Annotated in this window: 12 protein-coding genes; 8 read left to right on the top strand and 4 right to left on the bottom strand. The window is 57.9% G+C overall.

All coding sequences use genetic code 11. The features are described 5' to 3' along the window. The first annotated feature begins 184 nt into the window (after positions 1–184). From F6R97_RS00450 to F6R97_RS00435, 5 genes are all read left to right on the top strand, one after another. A complete protein-coding gene (locus F6R97_RS00450; protein ID WP_038983743.1) occupies positions 185–1,657 on the top strand; it encodes a 4-hydroxyphenylacetate 3-hydroxylase N-terminal domain-containing protein in 1,473 nt (490 codons plus the stop codon). 182 nt (positions 1,658–1,839) lie between these two features. Continuing rightward, positions 1,840–2,877, top strand: coding sequence for an MDR family NADP-dependent oxidoreductase (locus F6R97_RS00445; protein WP_038983374.1), 1,038 nt, complete (start codon positions 1,840–1,842; stop codon positions 2,875–2,877). A 2-nt stretch (positions 2,878–2,879) separates the two neighbouring features. Continuing rightward, entirely contained in the window at positions 2,880–4,076 is a 1,197-nt protein-coding gene (locus tag F6R97_RS00440; protein WP_050682525.1) for an MFS transporter, read from the top strand. Further along, positions 4,073–4,375, top strand: coding sequence for a hypothetical protein (locus tag F6R97_RS29500; protein ID WP_080772145.1), 303 nt, complete (start codon positions 4,073–4,075; stop codon positions 4,373–4,375). Before F6R97_RS00440 ends, F6R97_RS29500 begins: the two co-directional genes overlap by 4 nt. A 528-nt stretch (positions 4,376–4,903) precedes the next feature. After that, positions 4,904–5,608 (top strand): FAD-binding oxidoreductase, encoded by a 705-nt coding sequence (locus tag F6R97_RS00435; RefSeq protein WP_315865809.1) that lies wholly within the window; start codon positions 4,904–4,906, stop codon positions 5,606–5,608. Between the two features lie 574 nt (positions 5,609–6,182). Here the strand turns inward: F6R97_RS00435 and F6R97_RS00430 are convergent. The 4 genes from F6R97_RS00430 to F6R97_RS00415 all read right to left on the bottom strand — a co-directional run bounded on the left by F6R97_RS00430 (position 6,183) and on the right by F6R97_RS00415 (position 10,800). Continuing rightward, on the bottom strand, positions 6,183–6,377 hold the full coding sequence (locus F6R97_RS00430; RefSeq protein WP_315865808.1) for a hypothetical protein: 195 nt from the start codon (positions 6,375–6,377) through the stop codon (positions 6,183–6,185). Between the two features lie 158 nt (positions 6,378–6,535). Continuing rightward, complete coding sequence (locus tag F6R97_RS00425) at positions 6,536–6,706, bottom strand: plasmid pRiA4b ORF-3 family protein (protein WP_217437549.1); 171 nt, start codon at positions 6,704–6,706, stop codon at positions 6,536–6,538. A gap of 66 nt (positions 6,707–6,772) precedes the next feature. Continuing rightward, a complete protein-coding gene (locus F6R97_RS00420) occupies positions 6,773–9,793 on the bottom strand; it encodes an EAL domain-containing protein (protein ID WP_038983375.1) in 3,021 nt (1,006 codons plus the stop codon). Then, entirely contained in the window at positions 9,781–10,800 is a 1,020-nt protein-coding gene (locus F6R97_RS00415) for a substrate-binding domain-containing protein (RefSeq protein ID WP_038983376.1), read from the bottom strand. The genes F6R97_RS00420 and F6R97_RS00415 overlap by 13 nt, the downstream gene beginning before the upstream one ends. Before the next feature lie 578 nt (positions 10,801–11,378). Here F6R97_RS00415 and mexE point away from each other — a divergent pair. Genes mexE through F6R97_RS00400 form a run of 3 tightly spaced genes read left to right on the top strand, consistent with a single transcriptional unit; the run spans position 11,379 to position 17,257 of the window. Next, a complete protein-coding gene (gene mexE / locus F6R97_RS00410; protein WP_038983377.1) occupies positions 11,379–12,632 on the top strand; it encodes a multidrug efflux RND transporter periplasmic adaptor subunit MexE in 1,254 nt (417 codons plus the stop codon). 15 nt (positions 12,633–12,647) lie between these two features. Next, on the top strand, positions 12,648–15,839 hold the full coding sequence (locus F6R97_RS00405; RefSeq protein WP_038983378.1) for an efflux RND transporter permease subunit: 3,192 nt from the start codon (positions 12,648–12,650) through the stop codon (positions 15,837–15,839). Further along, the gene (locus F6R97_RS00400; protein WP_048393498.1) at positions 15,836–17,257 is read left to right on the top strand and encodes an efflux transporter outer membrane subunit; all 1,422 of its coding nucleotides are present in this window, start codon (positions 15,836–15,838) and stop codon (positions 17,255–17,257) included. Before F6R97_RS00405 ends, F6R97_RS00400 begins: the two co-directional genes overlap by 4 nt. The last annotated feature ends 182 nt before the right edge of the window (positions 17,258–17,439 follow it).

Genomic DNA, 17,439 nt, shown 5'->3' with positions numbered 1-17,439 from the left:
AAGAGACCGAGTGGTAAAGAGCTCGCATCCGAAACGCCAAACAGAGAATCCGGATTACCAAAGCCTGTAACGAGATTAGTTCCTATCCGAATCTTATACTGACTATAGAGCGTTGTCCTTGATCCAACAGAAGACAACAGGCCAATACTTACAGCAAGAGTCAGACATTATTGAGGTCGCTATCATGCTAGATCTGCAAAACAAGCGTAAATATCTGAAAAGTGCAGAGGCCTTCAAGGCTTCACTGCGCGATGACCGTACTGTTATTTATCAGGGCGAGGTGGTTGAAGACGTTACCACGCACTTTTCAACTGCCGGCGGGATATCGCAAGTTGCAGAAATCTATGACGAGCAATTCAAGGGTGAGCACGACGACATTCTGACTTACCTTCGTCCCGACGGTTACCTAGCCTCTTCTGCCTATATGCCGCCCAGAAACAAAGAAGATCTGGCGCGGCGGCGGCGTGCGATCAAGTACGTTGCGCAAAAAACCTGGGGTACCCACTGTCGCAGTCTGGACATGATCGCCAGCTTCGCAGTCGGCATGCTGGGACATCTCCCGACGTTTAGAAAAAAATGCCCTGAGCATGCTGAAAACATTGCTGACTACCATGACTACGCCGAGCGCAACAGTTTGTACTTATCTGAGGCCATCGTCGATCCACAGGGCTATAGGGCACGTACTCATGGTACCGACATCCACCTGCCGCCGCCCGACCGTGCAGTGATGAGAATTAACAAGCAAAATGCAGACGGCATCTGGATCAGCGGCATCAAAGGCGTGGGCACGGTAGCGCCGCAGTCCAATGAAATATTTGTCGGCAGCTTGCACCCCGCAGTGCCTGACGAGGCCTTTTGGGCTTACGTGCCGGCCAATGCACGGGGCGTGAAGATATTTTGCAGAGAGATCGTCTCCCGGCCACAGGCTTCTGCCTACGACCACCCACTCACCTCCAAAGGTGAAGAGGCAGAGGCGATGGTCGTGTTCGACAACGTGTTCATCCCGCGTTGGCGGATCATGGCGGCGAACGCGCCGGAACTGGCCAACGCCGGCTTCTTCAACCTGTGGACCTCATACAGCCATTGGTACACCCTCGTGCGCCTGGAAACCAAGGCCGACCTGTATGCCGGACTTGCTAAAGTGATAATGGAAGTCTTGGGGCTTGAAGGTATTCCGGTGGTACGCCAGCGGGTCAGCGAGATCGTGCAGTTTTCAGAAATACTGAAAGGCATGTGTACCGCCTCTATCGAAACGGCCGAGATGTCTGACGGCGATATATTGCTCCCGGGGCCCAACGCACTGGCGGCCGGGCGGGTATTTGCCATGGAGAAATTGCCTCGCGTACTGCATTTACTCAGAGAGTTGTGTGGGCAGGGCTTGATCCTGAGGTTCAATGAAAAAGATCTCGATGCCGACGCTGCGTTTGGCCAGAAATTCTCGTGGTTCCTTGACACGCAAAACGTTGGGGCCAAACAAAAAAACCTGTTGATGAATCTGGTATGGGATGTGGCGGCCAGTGAACACTCCACACGCGCATTGGTGTTCGAGGAGCAACACGCACTCAGCGAACCACTGCTGCGTGATCGCCTGGTGCTGGACTACGACTACCGCGAAAGTACAGGTCTGATACGACGCATGGTTGGGCTCAGTGCCTGATAGGTTTAATTCCTTCGGGCAGGCGGAGCGTAACGTTTAATTCGCGACGCCTGAACACCGCGATTTATCTGCTTCGCACAGCCCCCATAACTCCCGGCATCACTTCAATTTACAGCCTTCAGCGGCAGTGAACAGACATGCCGACTAAGAACCATCCAGATGAATACAGCAGGAGTCCGGTCATGACGGAACAAACACGCATTGTGCGCGAGGTCAAACTGCTCGGTTACAACTCGGGCAAACTCAAGGCCGAGCATTTCGCTGTTGTCGAAACCGCAGGCGCAGAGCCCGGCCCAGGGCAAGTGCTGGTACGCAACCGCTGGTTTCGAGTATCTATCTCCACCCGTTTGATGGCCGAAGCGGGCACCGAAGATGTGAAAGGTATTCCATTCCCGCCGCTCAACCCTGGCGACACACTGGCCGATGGAGCTATTGGCGAGGTGGTACGAGCCGGCCCCGGGGCCGGCCTGAGCGTAGGCAGCGTTGTAATGCATCCGCTGGGGTGGAGGGATTATGCGGTGGTGCCGGCCGAACAGTGCAGGCTCATCGACAGCCCCGTCGTTGATCCCGCCGCCTGGCTCGGGCATGGCTGGACCGCCTACGCCGCGTTGGTCAAAGCCATCCAAGTGCGCCCAGGCGATACTGCCTTCGTCACCAGTGGCGCAGGCGCCATTGGCTCCATGGCTGGGCAGATCGCACGTCTACTGGGGGCAACGAGAGTCATCGGCACCACCAGTAACCAGGAGAAAGCTCGGTGGATGCAGGCTGAACTGGGTTATGACGCAGTGGTCACGCGCGACGGTGGTTCGGTCCGTGAACAACTCGCCAAGGTTGCGCCAGATGGCATCGACGTAATCGTCGACATGGTGGGCGGCGAGCAACTGGCCGCAGCGCTCGAGATCGCCCGACATGGTGCGCGCTGCGTGCTACTCGGTGCCGTGTCGGCGGAGCTGAACCCGCACAACGCCACCTTGAAGGCGCTGGTCGAACTGGACACCTTCCAGCTTATTCTCAGGGGGGTGACGATGCGTGGTTTCAGCGCCGATGAAGAGGCGCCAGAAATGTTCGACGCCTGGATACGGCAACTGGCGGATTGGCAGCGCGAAGGGGGCATTCGTACTACCCACACAATGGTCAAAGGCCTGGACCAGGCCCCGCTGGCGTTGCAAGAAGCCTGTGCGGGCCACCTCAAGAGTCTGGTACTGGTGGAGCTGGAATAGTCATGGACACTTCAATTGCTTCTCCACAGGTCAATGCCACCGCTGCGCAATCATGGCTGCTGTGGGCAGGTTTTATCTTGGTGTCGCTGAACCTGCGGCTGATCTTCACAACTGTCGGGCCATTGCTGGAGAACCTGCAACTGGGCTTTACTTCCACCCTATTGGTGACGACCTTGCCGCTGGCGCTACTGGGCATTTTCTCCATGGCCGGCGTGAGACTGCGGCAATGGCTGGGAGAGGAACGTGCACTGTTTTTCGCGCTGATATTGTTAAGCGTTGGCTGTAGCGTCCGCGGACTGGGTGAGGTTGGGCTGATCGTGGGTACCATCGTGGGCAGTGCGGGTATTGCAGTGATGAACGTGATCATGCCCGTGCTTGCCCGCAAGCGCTTCGGACCACAGCGCATGGGTATGGTCATGGGTGTCTATGCGCTGATGCTGGGGGCCGGCGCTGTGCTGGGCGCTAGTGCGTCGCTGCCGCTGTTTCAATTGCTGGGGACTGATCAGGCCTCTGCTTTCCACTCGCTTGGCCTGTGGGCCGTTCCGGCCTCGTTGGCGTTGCTACTGTGGTTGCCGCAGTTGCGTCACGCCGGGCCGCATAGGCCTAGCGGTGGGTACACAGGGTTGAGTGTGAATGTGTATCGCAATCCCACGGCCTGGGCAATCACGCTGTTCTTCGGACTGCAAGTGCTCAACCTATTCGTGTTCCTGCCATGGATGCCCACGCTGCTCAAGGATCGTGGCACTAGCTTGACCACTGCGGCACTGATCTTCTCGCTCTCGCAACTGAGCCTGATGGTCGCAAGTTTTGTTACTCCGCTGTTGGCTGCGCGTACCCAGGACCATCGCCTTTACATTGCCTCAATCATACTACTGTGTCTGGCTGGGACACTTGGACTGATGTATGCACCGCTGGGTAGTTCAGTGTTATGGGCTTGCCTGCTCGGTTTCGGACAAGGAGCTGGCCTTTCGCTGGGAGCTTTCCTGTTTGTGGGAAAGGCCAGTAGCATTGACACAGCAACGCGTATTTCGGCCATGGCGCAGACCGTGGGCTATCTAATTGCCGTCGCGGGGCCTCTTGTGGTGGGGGCGATCTATCAGCGCACAGGAGACTGGAACCTCCCGGTGCAAATGCTGGCGGGCATTTTACTGATTGAATTGGTCGTGGCGTTGCCGGCTGGGCGCAATGTCAAGGTATGAGTCCTTATGGAATCATAAATTTCTGCGCGTCCTTCGGTCGATGGCTTCCAATAACCTCGCTTATCGGCAACCACAATGGCACCTCAAGCGACATCTTGTCGCAAATAAGTCCGTACGACGCGCAGTTCGATGAGGCTCAGCAGAAAGGTTATGCCGAAGCGGATCCTGCCCTCAATGTGAATAGAGAAAACGCAGCGCAAAAACATACTTTGTTCAGTTCACTGACTTCTGGTGGGCCGGTTAATTTTGCAACGGTCGATATAGGTGCGCCGGCTAGGCTCGGTACTGGGTGTCGATAGCTCCGACGCTGGTGCTGAATACATCTAGGCTGGCACCTGTTATCGGTTCGATAAACGACATCATGTCACCGACGATTCGGCTCAACCCTCTTCTGAGGTGCCGGTGATGTATAGATCGTGAGTGCGATTTTCGCCCACTTGGTCGATCTTGCTTAAAGCCCGCAAATTAATAACTACGTGTATCTGCCGAACATGGGCTTAAAACGGAACTCAATCGAGGACCGGCCGCCCCCTTCTGCCAACACCAGGCAGAGCGGCGTTTACTTCTGGATGAAGGTCGTCGAAGAAAAAGTTGGATTGCTGGCCAAAGTCAGTTCGATATTTGCCCACCCCGACGTGTCGCTCAGCGTCATTTTCCACAGCTAGGGCGAGGGCGGTCTGATAGACATCATCACGGATTAGGTACGGAAGGTGCTGTCCGCGTTGCCGGGGGCAACCGTTTCAGGCCAACAGATCGTCATCCCTCCGGCGCTGGACGAATAAACCTCCGCCGATGAAATAACCAGGATTTATAGAACGGAGCTTCACTTGAATAGACTCATTGCGTGCCAGATTCAGGACGTCAATCGGCTGGCTGCCGACATCCTTGCTATCACCCTGGTACTGGATGCCGACAGCTTTTTCTATCGTCCAGGCCAGCATATTGATCTGGTTCTGGCTGATGGGGCACGGCGAAGTTTTTCCATCGCCAGCGGCACCTGCACTTCAGGCACGATTGACTTGCACGTCCGGGAAGTCATGAGTAGTCAGTTCATTGCCAATGTGCTGGAGACTCGTGGCAGACAGGGCTGTTTGGCCATTGCCGGCCCTTTTGGGGAACTCTACTACCGCGGCGCACCCGAGGCGCCAGGCTCGGCGATCATTCTGATAGCCTCGGGGACCGGGTTCAGCTCAATCAAAGCTATCATGGAAGCATTGATTAAGACCGGATCGCCGCATCCGGTACACCTTTACTGGGGCGGTCGCTGTGGTGCCGATCTCTACCTGAGGTCGTGGGTTGAGCAGGTTATGAAGGTGATGCCTAACCTGTCGTTCATTCCCGTGCTGAGCGCCCCTCAGCCAGAAGACCAGTGGACCGGGCGTAGCGGGAAAGTGCATCAAGCAGTCATGGCCGACTTTCCTGATATGCATAATTGCCACATCTACGCTTGTGGTGCCCCTGCTGTCATAGAGTCCGCTCGAAGAGATTTCAGTGACTTCTGTGGCCTACCAAAGTCGCAGTTCATCGCGTAGTGAATAGCCCCTGATTTTATAGACGCATCTGACGGGCAGTTTTTGGTCCAGGCTTGTGTAAGAACGTAGGCCCTGTTTTTAAGTCCGCGTCTCTACGTGAAATCTCACTGTGATTGGCAGGTCAGAGGTACTGAAACTTTCGTAGAAGCTCGGTTTTCGTTCTGATTCGGACCTTCAAACCTGCTCTAAAACGTTTTCACACAGCCCGGGCCGTTCTCTACCGTTCGCGACAGAGGTTGGCCTGGGTCTGCTGTGACCTGTATTGAATGGTCGGTATCGACTCAACATGGTCATTGACCGGTCTACAAAACCACCGAGGGTTCAGCCCTTTCCGCTTATTACGCCATGAGACTCGGCGACATCTAATTACACTCAACAAATTCGTAGTCACACATCACGATTTTGCATCTCTCCGCATTAAGCATCCCTCCGGACTCGACAGCTCACCATTCAAGCAGGTCCGCATAGGCGACCTGCTTGAATGGGCTCTATGCCCGTGTAATAACCTCAAGGAACCCTATACATAATCACTCAATGCCCACGTTGTCACTCCACCGTTGTCATCACCAAAGATTTAGCTAGGAAAGTCGGCGCCCTTGTCGGCACCGTTGGTGGTGCCGCCCAAGGGGTCATGGGCGCCATGGGTGCCGAGGTTGGCGCAGTCATCGGACTCATTGCCGGCCCTCCTGGGATCGCCGTTGGCGGAATAGCCGACGCCATTCTCGATGGGATTGGCTGCGGGGTTGTGAATTTTGGACCTGCAAACCAAAACGGCTAGCTATGGCTGGCCCGACCTTTCAATCGCCGAGCGACGCTCTGAAGTCGTACGCTGTCATGGCCCTAAGGCTCGCCCTAATACTCACGTTTACAAGGACGGCCCTAGTCCCTTCGTGAAGCGTAAGCGTCCGAACTACACCGCCTTGCATCTCAGACCTTAATCCCCTTCAACCGCTGATTGACGCGCTCACACTCAAAAACCGTTGGATCGAAGCTATCGCCATGCCACTCCAACATAGCTTCATGCTCTGGGTGGTTGGGATCTGCCATCACTTCAAGGAATTCCGTATACCCTGGCCAACCGCCTAGAGCCTCATTCAGATGTTTTTCGGGGATCCGGATAGCCTGTCATAAGCCACGCCGAGCGTTTTACCGTACGCAGAGTCATTAACGCCCGGGTATTGGACTGCCTGGGCGTTTTACAACGCGTTTTCGCCTTAGCGAGTCAGGGCTCGCAATGCGGCTCGGTTGAGGCAACCGGGGCTTACGCAGTAACAGACTGATTTCATCGCAGCTGACCGCGCGGCTGAAAAAGTGGCCCTGAATTTCATCGCAGCCGTTTTCACGCAGGAAGGTTTGCTGCTCTTCGGTTTCGACACCTTCGGCAATGACCTTCAGGTTCAGTTTGTGCCCCAGCGAAATCACTGCGGTGGCGATGGCTTTGTCGTTCTCGTTGTCGGGCAGATCGCGCACGAAAGACTGGTCGATCTTGAGTCTCGCGATCGGGAAACTTTTCAATGCTGCGAGGCTGGAGTAGCCGGTGCCGAAGTCGTCGATCGAGAGACTGATTCCCATTGATTGCAGTTCCTTCATTTTGCTGATGGCTTGCTGAAGGTCTTGCATGATCAGACTTTCGGTCAGCTCCAGCTCAAGGTACATCGGTTCCAGTCCGGTTTCTTGCAAGGCATGCCTCACCCGGTCGATCAGGTCCCTTTCGATGAACTGGCGTGCTGAAATATTCACCGACATGGTGATCGGCGGACAGCCCGCATCCTGCCAGGCCTTGTTCTGTCTGCACGCGGTATGAATCACCCAGTCGCCGATAGGCACGATCAACCCGGTCTCTTCGGCCTGCGGAATGAACTTGACTGGAGACACCATGCCGAGCTCGGGGTGCTGCCAGCGGATCAGTGCCTCTACGCCGATAATCTGACCTGACTGCAAATCCACCTGTGGTTGGTACAGCAGCAGGAACTCGTCATGGTTGAGTGCGTTTCGAAGCCCGTCTTGCATGGCGAGCTTGCCCTGATCCTTGTTATTCATCTCGCTCGTATAGAACTGGTAACTGTTGCGACCCAGCTCCTTGGCCCGGTACATGGCGGCGTCCGCATTGCTGAGTAACGTATCAGTATCGCTGCCGTCGGCAGGATAGGTGGCCAACCCCATGCTGCAGGTGACATGAAGTGTATGTCCGCTGAGCTGAATCGGCCGCAGGATGGCTTCCTGGATTTTGTGCAGGGCTGGAGTAACACCGTCGATGTCTGAGAGCTGGTCGAACAGGATGATCACAAACTCGTCGCCACCCAGTCGCACGACGGTGTCGGTGCGGCGTACGCATTCCAGCATGCGCTGGGCGACGGTTTTCAGCAGTTCATCTCCAGCACTGTGCCCAAGGCTGTCATTCACCAGTTTGAATTTGTCCAGATCGAGAAACACCACCGTCACCAGCCGCTTGTAACGCTGAGCATAAAGTATTGCCTGCTTGAGACGGTCTTCGAGCAGCGTGCGATTCGGCAGCCCGGTCAGTGCGTCATGGTCGCCCATATAGCGAATGCGCTTTTCGGTGAGCTGGCGTTCTATCGCAATGCCGGCAAGAGGTGTCGCCATGTTGATCAGTCGCGTCTCTGCCGAGCTCGGACTGCGTACGGTGTTGGAATACAAGGCAAACGTGCCCAATACCTTTCGCTCGTGGGACAGAATCGGCGTCGACCAGCAGGCGCGAAATCCATAGGGCGCAGCGACTGAACGGTACTCCTCCCACAGCGGATCCAGCTCGATATCCGTGACGATGACCGGCTCTCGCCGATACACCGCGGTGCCGCACGAACCGACGTTCGGACCGATCGCAATCCCGTCAATGAGCTGGTTATAGGCTTTCGGCAAACTGGGCGCAGCCCCGTGCAGCAGGTGTTTGCCATCCTCATCCAACACCAGGATGGACACCATCATCCCCTCCAGTTGGGACTCGACCAGGTGAGCCAGGCTTTCGAGGACTTCCGCAAGCTCGGTGCTCCTGGCGATCAGCTCCAGGACATGACCTTGTCCGGTACGGATGACGGCTTCTTGCTCTAATCGGGTGTTTTGCAGGGCGAGCCGCTCTGTGGCGATACTCAATTGGACCGTTCTTTTTTCCAGTTGAAGTCGGTCCTTGAGGAATTGATTCACCGCGCGAGCCATGTTGCCGATCTCGTCCTTCCCATGTTCCGCCATCATCAAATGCGTTTTGTCAGTGTGTTCCTGACGCAATTGCCGGCTTATTTCATTCAGGCGCACGAGCACATGACGCCCCATGAAGACCCGGGTCACGAACCAGGCGAACACCAGGCTGGCGCCCAACATGATCAGCACCCATTGCTGGCTACGATTTGAGGCCTCGACCAGGCGCTGCAGGGCTTCGCGATAGTCTTCGGTGTAAGCACTGGATTGCGCACGGGCCACCGCGACCAGAACCCCGGCCTCATTCTTCAGTTCCTCATTGAAACGCTGTATGACGTTGTGCTGATTGATGAGCCTCAGGCGCAGGGAGAAGAGATCGGGCGTCTGCACATCAGCGTCGGTTAACTTGCCAGCGGTGCGTGACAGGCGCTCATAGCGGATCCGCAGCCGTTGCACGGCATCACTGTCAACAGCCTGCGGCAGATCGAAAAGCAATACCGCCAGTTCCAGGCTGGCCCGTGTCTGCGTCGCGGTTAACCGGGCGGTGTGATCCTCCATGGTTTGCTCGAAGGTGACCTCGGTCTGCAGCAGGCTTTCTCGCAGCTGCGCAACGATGTTGGCGGTATTGCGGAACATCTGACTCGACTGATGCATGTCGAGTATCGCCACGCCACTGTTCGCGGCAGTCAGCTGCTGCACCAATTGATCAAGGGCCTCAAGCTGTTCGACGGTCGCCGCATAGCTTGAACGCAGGGTATCGGGGGATCGGGTTGTCAGAAGCTGATCGGTCTGGCGTTCGATCAGCAAGGTACGCTGCAGCATGTCTTGCCCATCTTGCATGCGGACCAGTCGTTCATCCGCCAGCTGGCGGGTGGCGCTGTTTGACGTGCGCAAGGCGTAGACCGCAGTTGCACCACTCGCCAGGATCAGCAGCGCCAGCGTCAGAAACGCCAGGGTGAACTGTGCGCGCAGCGATTGCGGCAATAGCTGGCGTCCGAGCCGGGAAGTAACGTCCAATGTCAGGGATTCCATTGGTGGCGATAGATGTCTCGATAGCCATTGTCAGGGTCGTACTGGAATTTCTTCCCGCCGTCGAAGGCGATATTGTCGGCATTGACCAAGTGAATCGGCGCTACGAAGCCGCTCACCGGCTGACCTGCAAACAGCCGGTTCAATTCATCCATCACTTGCCAGCCATGCAGGTTGAGCGGCTCGGCCACGGTAACGGTCTGGTAGGTTTTTGCCTGTATGCGCAAGAAAGCCGAAGCGCTGCCATCACCGGCAGACAACAGACTGATGCCGTCACTGGGTATTGCGGCGCTAGTCAATGAGGCAATCGAGTAGTCGAAATAGATATCGTTGATGGCCAGCGTGTGGGTCCAGCGCTTGCCATAGCGCTGAAGCAGTTCCTTGGTGACCGCCGGCATCTTCTCGCCACTTTCGGAGATCGCGACATCGCGCACTTCCAGCAACGTACATTCCCGACAGGCCCGAATGACGTTTTCCATGGCCTTGGCTTTCGCCATGGCGATGCTGTACTTGGAGTCGGTCAGGATGACCACGCCGGCGCGTCCGTTTGACTGTGCCACTGCCGCCATGGCCGTGAGGCGAGCCACTTCGAGCGGGTCGGTCGTGACGTTCATGGCCACCGGCGTGCCGTCAATCGGCCCGGGGCGTGCCCCGGCGTGCCAGCCAACCACCGGCACCTCCCTGTTGGCGAAGAGGATCAGCGCCGCATTGTTCTCAAGGGCATCGGAGCCGCACAGAATGAGGCCGTCGGGTTTCGCTGCCAGGGCATCGGAAAAGGCCTTTGCGCGCCCGGCCGATGATCCAGCGCCATCGAATATCTTCAGCGTCCAGCCCATCGCCTTGGCTGCCTCGCGAGCGCCCTGCGCGACACCGACAATTCCTCCGTTACGCAAATCTTCTGCGACAAGGGCGATGCTCTTGCCCCGCGGGGCTTGCGGGCCGGATTCAGGGCCGCTCCAGCGAACGGCTTCGAGGGTGGCCCTGGAAACGATTTCCTGCGCTTGAATCACCGTAACCGTGGCGTTTTCGACAGCGTATCCGGGAGCTGCCGTGAGAAGACAGAAAACCGTAATTGAAGCCATCCAGAGTAGCCAGGGCCTGAATAACCAGAGCCTGATCAGACAGGTTCGATCACCGCATGTGATGCCGGGTCTGGAGCCGATGGCGCGATCATAGTCTGGCATGGCGTCCCTTTTTGCCAAGAGTGCAGCGTTCACTATCCGAAAGGATAGTCGGTTCTGCTGCCATCAGGTCTTTTGTGGGTAAAGTGCGCGAACTTTAGTCCTGAACATTCAGGAAATGGGACAGGTCCATGGCAGAAAAACAAGGGACGAAGGCCAATTGCATCATTGACTACGCTGGTTTGATTTTTGAGCCGCGACACAGTTTCAAGCCAATCCCTTACACTCCCTGCAACACTGAATTGTCATCATTTCATTTGATAGCCCACTAACGGAAGGTGCATGCTAGAGGGCTCGCTTTGAGCTTATATCATTCCGAATGATAGTTACCTTCGGTTCATTCGATTCGTGCCATACAACCCCGCCAAGCATCATCCGTCCATCTCAATACATTGGCGGATGAATCCATGGAACATTCACTCAAACATTTGCGCTTCCCCTTGGCCCTGTTGGCCGTGCTGGTGATGAGCGCTTGCGGCAAGACTCCGGACGCTGCCGCCACCATGCCCGCGGCCAAAGTCAGCGTGGCCAAGGTGCTGGAACAACCGGTCAACGAGTGGGACGAATTCACCGGGCGCCTTGAAGCGCCGGAAACGGTAGAGATTCGTCCACGGGTTTCCGGCCAGATCGATGATGTGGCCTTCACCGAAGGCGCGCTGGTCAAGAAAGGCGATTTGTTGTTCCAGATCGACCCGCGCCCCTTCCAGGCTGAGGTCCGCCGCCTCGAAGCCCTGGTTGCCCAGGCTCGCGCCACCGCCACCCGCAGCGAAAACGAATCCCAGCGCGGCGAACGCCTGCGCACCAGCAACGCGATTTCCGCTGAACTCGCCGACTCGCGCACCAGCGCGGCTCAAGAAGCTCGCGCCGCCGTCGGTGCCCTCCAGGCCCAACTGGACCTGGCCAAACTGAACCTGAGTTTCACCCGCGTCACGGCGCCCATCAGCGGCCGCGTAAGCCGTGCGGAAATCACCGCTGGCAACCTGGTGACCGCCGATACCACCGCGCTGACCAGCGTGGTGTCCACCGACAAGGTCTACGCCTACTTTGACGCCGACGAGCGTGTCTTCCTTAAATACACCCAGCTCGCCCGCCAAGGCCAACGCGGTGCAACCACGCCGGTTTACCTCGGCCTGTCCAATGAAGACGGCAACCCGCACCAGGGCCAGATGAACTTCGTCGACAACCAGGTCAACCCGAAGACCGGCACCATCCGCGGCCGTGCGGTGTTCGACAATAGCGACGGCACCTACACCCCGGGGCTTTATGCACGCCTGAAACTGGTGGGTAGCGGCACTTACTCCGCGGTGTTGATCAACGACGAAGCAGTCGGTACCGATCTGGGTAAAAAGTTCGTGCTGGTGATGGATGCCGACAACAAAACCGCTTACCGCCCTGTCGAGCTGGGTCCGAAGATCGAAGGTCTGCGCATCGTGCGCAGCGGCCTGAACAAGGACGACACCATCATCGTCAAGGGCTTGCAGCGGGTTCGCCCTGGCTCACCGGTCACCCCTGAGGTGATCCCGATGGCCAGCGAACAAACTCTCGCGGCTCTCGCACAACAACGAAAAGCGCTGGAAGCCAGCAACCTGCCCCAAATCGCACCTGCCAAGGTCGCGCCGGGTGCGGTTGTGAAAGTGGCTGCTGCGACTCCACGCGGTTAAGGGACAATTACTCCGATGAATTTTTCCCAATTCTTCATTTCACGGCCGATCTTCGCAGCGGTACTGTCGCTGCTGATCCTGATCGCCGGCGCCATCTCGCTGTTCCAGTTGCCGATCAGCGAATACCCGGAAGTCGTGCCACCGACCGTTGTGGTGCGTGCCAACTTCCCGGGTGCCAACCCTAAAGTCATCGGTGAAACCGTGGCCGCTCCGTTGGAGCAAGCCATCACCGGCGTCGAGAACATGCTGTACATGTCTTCGCAGTCCACCGCCGACGGCAAGATCACCCTGACCATCACCTTCGCTTTGGGCACTGACCTGGACAACGCGCAGGTACAGGTTCAGAACCGCGTGACCCGGACCGAACCCAAACTTCCCGAGGAAGTGACGCGCATCGGTATCACCGTGGACAAGGCTTCGCCCGACCTGACCATGGTTGTGCACTTGACCTCGCCGGACAAACGCTACGACATGCTCTACCTGTCCAACTACGCCTTGCTCAACATCAAGGATGAGCTGGCGCGTCTGGGCGGTGTCGGTGATGTGCAGCTGTTCGGTATGGGCGATTACTCGCTGCGGGTGTGGCTCGATCCGAACAAGACCGCTTCGCGCAACCTGACCGCCACCGATGTGGTCACCGCGATTCGTGAACAAAACCGTCAAGTGGCGGCCGGTGCCCTGGGCGCTCCGCCTGCGCCGAATGCCACCGCGTTCCAGTTGTCGGTCAACACCCAAGGCCGTCTGGTTTCCGAGGAAGAGTTCGAGAACATCATCATTCGCTCCGGCGAGAACGGTGAAATCACTCGCCTCAAAGACATCGCTCGCGTCGAACTCGGCTCCAGCCAGTACGCCCTGCGTTCCTTGCTGAACAACCAGCCGGCGGTGGCGATCCCGATCTTCCAGCGCCCTGGTTCCAACGCGATCCAGATCTCCAACGACGTTCGGGAGAAAATGGCCGAGCTGAAGAAGAACTTCCCGGAAGGCATGGACTTCAGCATCGTCTATGACCCGACGATCTTCGTGCGCGGCTCCATCGAGGCGGTGGTTCACACCCTCTTCGAAGCACTGATCCTGGTTGTGCTGGTGGTGATCCTGTTCCTGCAAACCTGGCGCGCATCGATCATCCCGTTGGTGGCGGTGCCGGTTTCGCTGATCGGTACGTTTGCCGTGATGCACCTGTTTGGCTTCTCATTGAACGCCCTGTCGCTGTTCGGGCTGGTACTGGCCATCGGTATCGTGGTCGACGATGCGATTGTGGTGGTGGAAAACGTCGAGCGAAACATCGGGCTCGGATTAACCCCTATAGAAGCCACCAAACGTGCGATGCGCGAAGTGACCGGCCCGATCATTGCGACGGCGCTGGTGCTGTGTGCGGTGTTTATCCCGGCTGCGTTTATCTCCGGGTTGACCGGGCAGTTCTATAAACAGTTCGCCCTGACGATTGCGATTTCGACCGTGATCTCGGCCTTCAACTCGCTGACCTTGTCGCCGGCGCTGGCCGCCGTATTGCTCAAGAGCCATGACGCACCGAAAGACCGTTTCTCCAAGGTTCTGGACAAGATCTTCGGTGGCTGGTTGTTCCGTCCGTTCAACCGCTTCTTTGACAAGGCCAGCCATGGTTATGTTGGCACCGTGGGCCGGGTTATCCGCAGCAGCGGTATCGCCCTGCTGGTGTACGCCGGCTTGATGGTGCTGACCTTCTTCGGGTTCTCCAATACCCCGACCGGTTTCGTACCCGGCCAGGACAAGCAATACCTGGTGGCCTTCGCGCAACTGCCGGACGCCGCGAGCCTGGACCGTACCGAAGACGTGATCAAGCGCATGTCCGACCTGGCCCTGAAACAGCCTGGCGTGGAAAGTGCCGTGGCCTTCCCGGGTCTGTCGATCAACGGCTTCACCAACAGCCCCAACGCCGGTATCGTCTTCGTCACCCTGAAACCGTTCAACGAGCGTAAGGATCCGAGCATGTCCGCCGGTGCGATTGCCGGTGCATTGAACGGCCAGTACGCAGGGATTCAGGAAGCCTACATGGCGATCTTCCCGCCGCCGCCGGTACAAGGCCTGGGGACCATTGGTGGTTTCCGTCTGCAGATCGAAGACCGGGGCAACCTGGGCTATGACGAGCTGTACAAAGAAACCATGAACATCATCACCAAAAGCCACAGCGTGCCGGAACTGGCTGGCCTGTTCACCAGCTACACCGTGAACGTGCCGCAGGTCGATGCCGCCATCGACCGGGAAAAAGCCAAGACCCACGGCGTGGCCGTCAGCGACATCTTCGACACCCTGCAGATTTATCTGGGCTCGCTGTATGCCAACGACTTCAACCGCTTCGGTCGCACCTATCAGGTCAACGTTCAGGCTGAGCAGCAGTTCCGCCTCGAATCGGACCAGATCGGTCAGCTGAAAGTGCGTAACAACCGTGGCGAGATGATCCCGTTGGCGACCTTCATCAAGGTCAGCGACACCTCGGGGCCGGACCGTGTGATGCACTACAACGGCTTCATCACCGCTGAAATCAACGGTGCGGCAGCCCCCGGCTACAGCTCCGGCCAGGCCGAGAAAGCCATCGAGAAACTGCTCAAGGACGAATTGCCCAACGGCATGACCTACGAGTGGACCGACCTGACCTACCAGCAGATTCTGTCCGGCAACACGGCGCTGTTCGTGTTCCCGCTCTGCGTACTGCTGGCGTTCCTGGTACTCGCGGCTCAGTACGAAAGCTGGAGCCTGCCACTGGCGGTGATCCTGATCGTTCCGATGACCCTACTGTCGGCCATTACTGGTGTGATTGCCTCGGGTGGCGATAACAACATCTTCACCCAGATCGGCTTGATCGTACTGGTGGGACTTGCGTGTAAGAACGCGATTCTGATCGTCGAGTTTGCCAAGGATAAACAGGAAGAAGGCCTCGGCCCGCTGGCAGCAGTGCTGGAAGCTTGCCGTCTGCGTCTGCGGCCGATCCTGATGACCTCCTTCGCGTTCATCATGGGTGTTGTGCCTCTGGTTTTCTCCAGCGGTGCCGGTGCCGAAATGCGTCATGCCATGGGTGTGGCGGTGTTCTCCGGGATGCTCGGGGTGACCTTCTTCGGCCTGTTGCTGACGCCGGTGTTCTACGTACTGATTCGCAACTTTGTGGAGCGCGGTGAAGCGCGCAAAGCCGCCAAGGCGCTGAAATTGGAAAAGCAACTGGAGGCGCAACAATGAGCCTGAAAGCCTTCCTGCCGAGCCTTCTGGTACTGGCCCTGAGTGCCTGCGCCGTAGGCCCGGACTACAAAACCCCAGCGACGGAGGCGGCCAACATCACGGCCGCCACCGATGGCAGCGCCGGTCAGAAGAATTTTGACCGTGCACGTTTCGAAGGCATCTGGTGGCAGCAGTTCGACGATCCAACCCTCAACCAGTTGGTGACGCAATCCTTGCAAGGCAACCGCGATTTGCGCGTGGCCTTCGCCCGCTGGAAAGCGGCCCGGGCAATTCGCGACGACGCCAGCAATGACGCCATGCCGACCATCACCAGCCGCGCGAGCAGTGATCTGGCCAAAGGACAGATTCCCGGCCAGACCACTAAACGCGTCAGCAGTGAACGCTATGACCTGGGCCTGGACATGGCTTGGGAACTGGACTTGTTCGGTCGCATCCAGCGCAACCTGGAATCCAGCGACGCTGAACAGCAGGCGGCCGAAGCCGATCTTTACCAACTGCAAGTCACTATGATTGCCGAACTGGTGGACGCCTATGGCCAACTGCGCGGCGCGCAACTGCGGGAAAAGATCGCTCTGGCGAACCTGAACAACCAGCAGGAATCGCGCAAGATCACCGAAAGCCTGCGTGATGCCGGTGTCGGCGATCAGCTGGACGTGGTTCGCGCCGATGCTCGCCTGGCGTCTGTCGAAGCCAGCGTGCCGCAACTGCAGGCCGAACAGGTGCGTCAGCGCAACCGCATCGCCACCCTGCTGGGTGAGCGTCCGGACAAGCTGACTGTCGACCTGAGTCCAAAAGACTTGCCGGCAATCGCCAAGGCCCTGCCGATCGGTGATCCGGGCGAACTGCTGCAACGGCGCCCGGACATCCGCAGCGCCGAACGCCAACTGGCGGCCGCCACCGCTCGTATCGGCGTAGCCAAGGCTGACTTGTTCCCACGGGTCAGCCTCAGCGGCTTCCTCGGCTTCACCGCCGGGCGCGGTTCGCAGATCGGCTCCTCGGCAGCCAACGCCTGGGCACTGGGCCCAAGCATTACCTGGGCGGCGTTCGACCTGGGCAGCGTGCGCGCCCGTTTGCGCGGTGCCGATGCTGAAGCCGAAGGCGCCCTGGCGACCTACGAGCAGCAAGTACTGCTGGCGTTGGAAGAGTCGGAAAACGCCTTCAGCGATTACGGCAAACGTCAGCAGCGCCTGATCTCGCTGATTCGTCAAAGCGAATCCAGCCGCGCCGCCGCGGACCTGGCCGAGATTCGCTACCGCGAAGGTACCGAGGACTTCCTCGTGTTGCTCGATGCTCAGCGTGAGCGCCTGGCGGCGGAAGACACCCAGGCCCAGGCCGAAGTCGATTTGTATCGCGGCATTGTCGCAATCTACAAAGCCCTTGGCGGCGGTTGGCAACCAGAGACGGTCGCTAGCAAGTAACGTTTTAAAGAGCTCCTTTGGTTGGCCGCAACCAACCAATTCTTTTGCCCCGCGCCTCATTCGGTCGCGGGGCTTTTTTTTGGCTGCACACCGTGCTGGAGGCATTCGCAGAACCTGTGGGAGCGGGCTTGCTCGCGAAGAGGCCGGTACATCCAATAGATATTCTGCGGCTGACACACCGC

Source organism: Pseudomonas sp. JV414, from assembly GCF_032424305.1.
Lineage (GTDB): Bacteria > Pseudomonadota > Gammaproteobacteria > Pseudomonadales > Pseudomonadaceae > Aquipseudomonas > Aquipseudomonas lini.
This window is presented reverse-complemented; position numbering and strand designations above follow the sequence as displayed.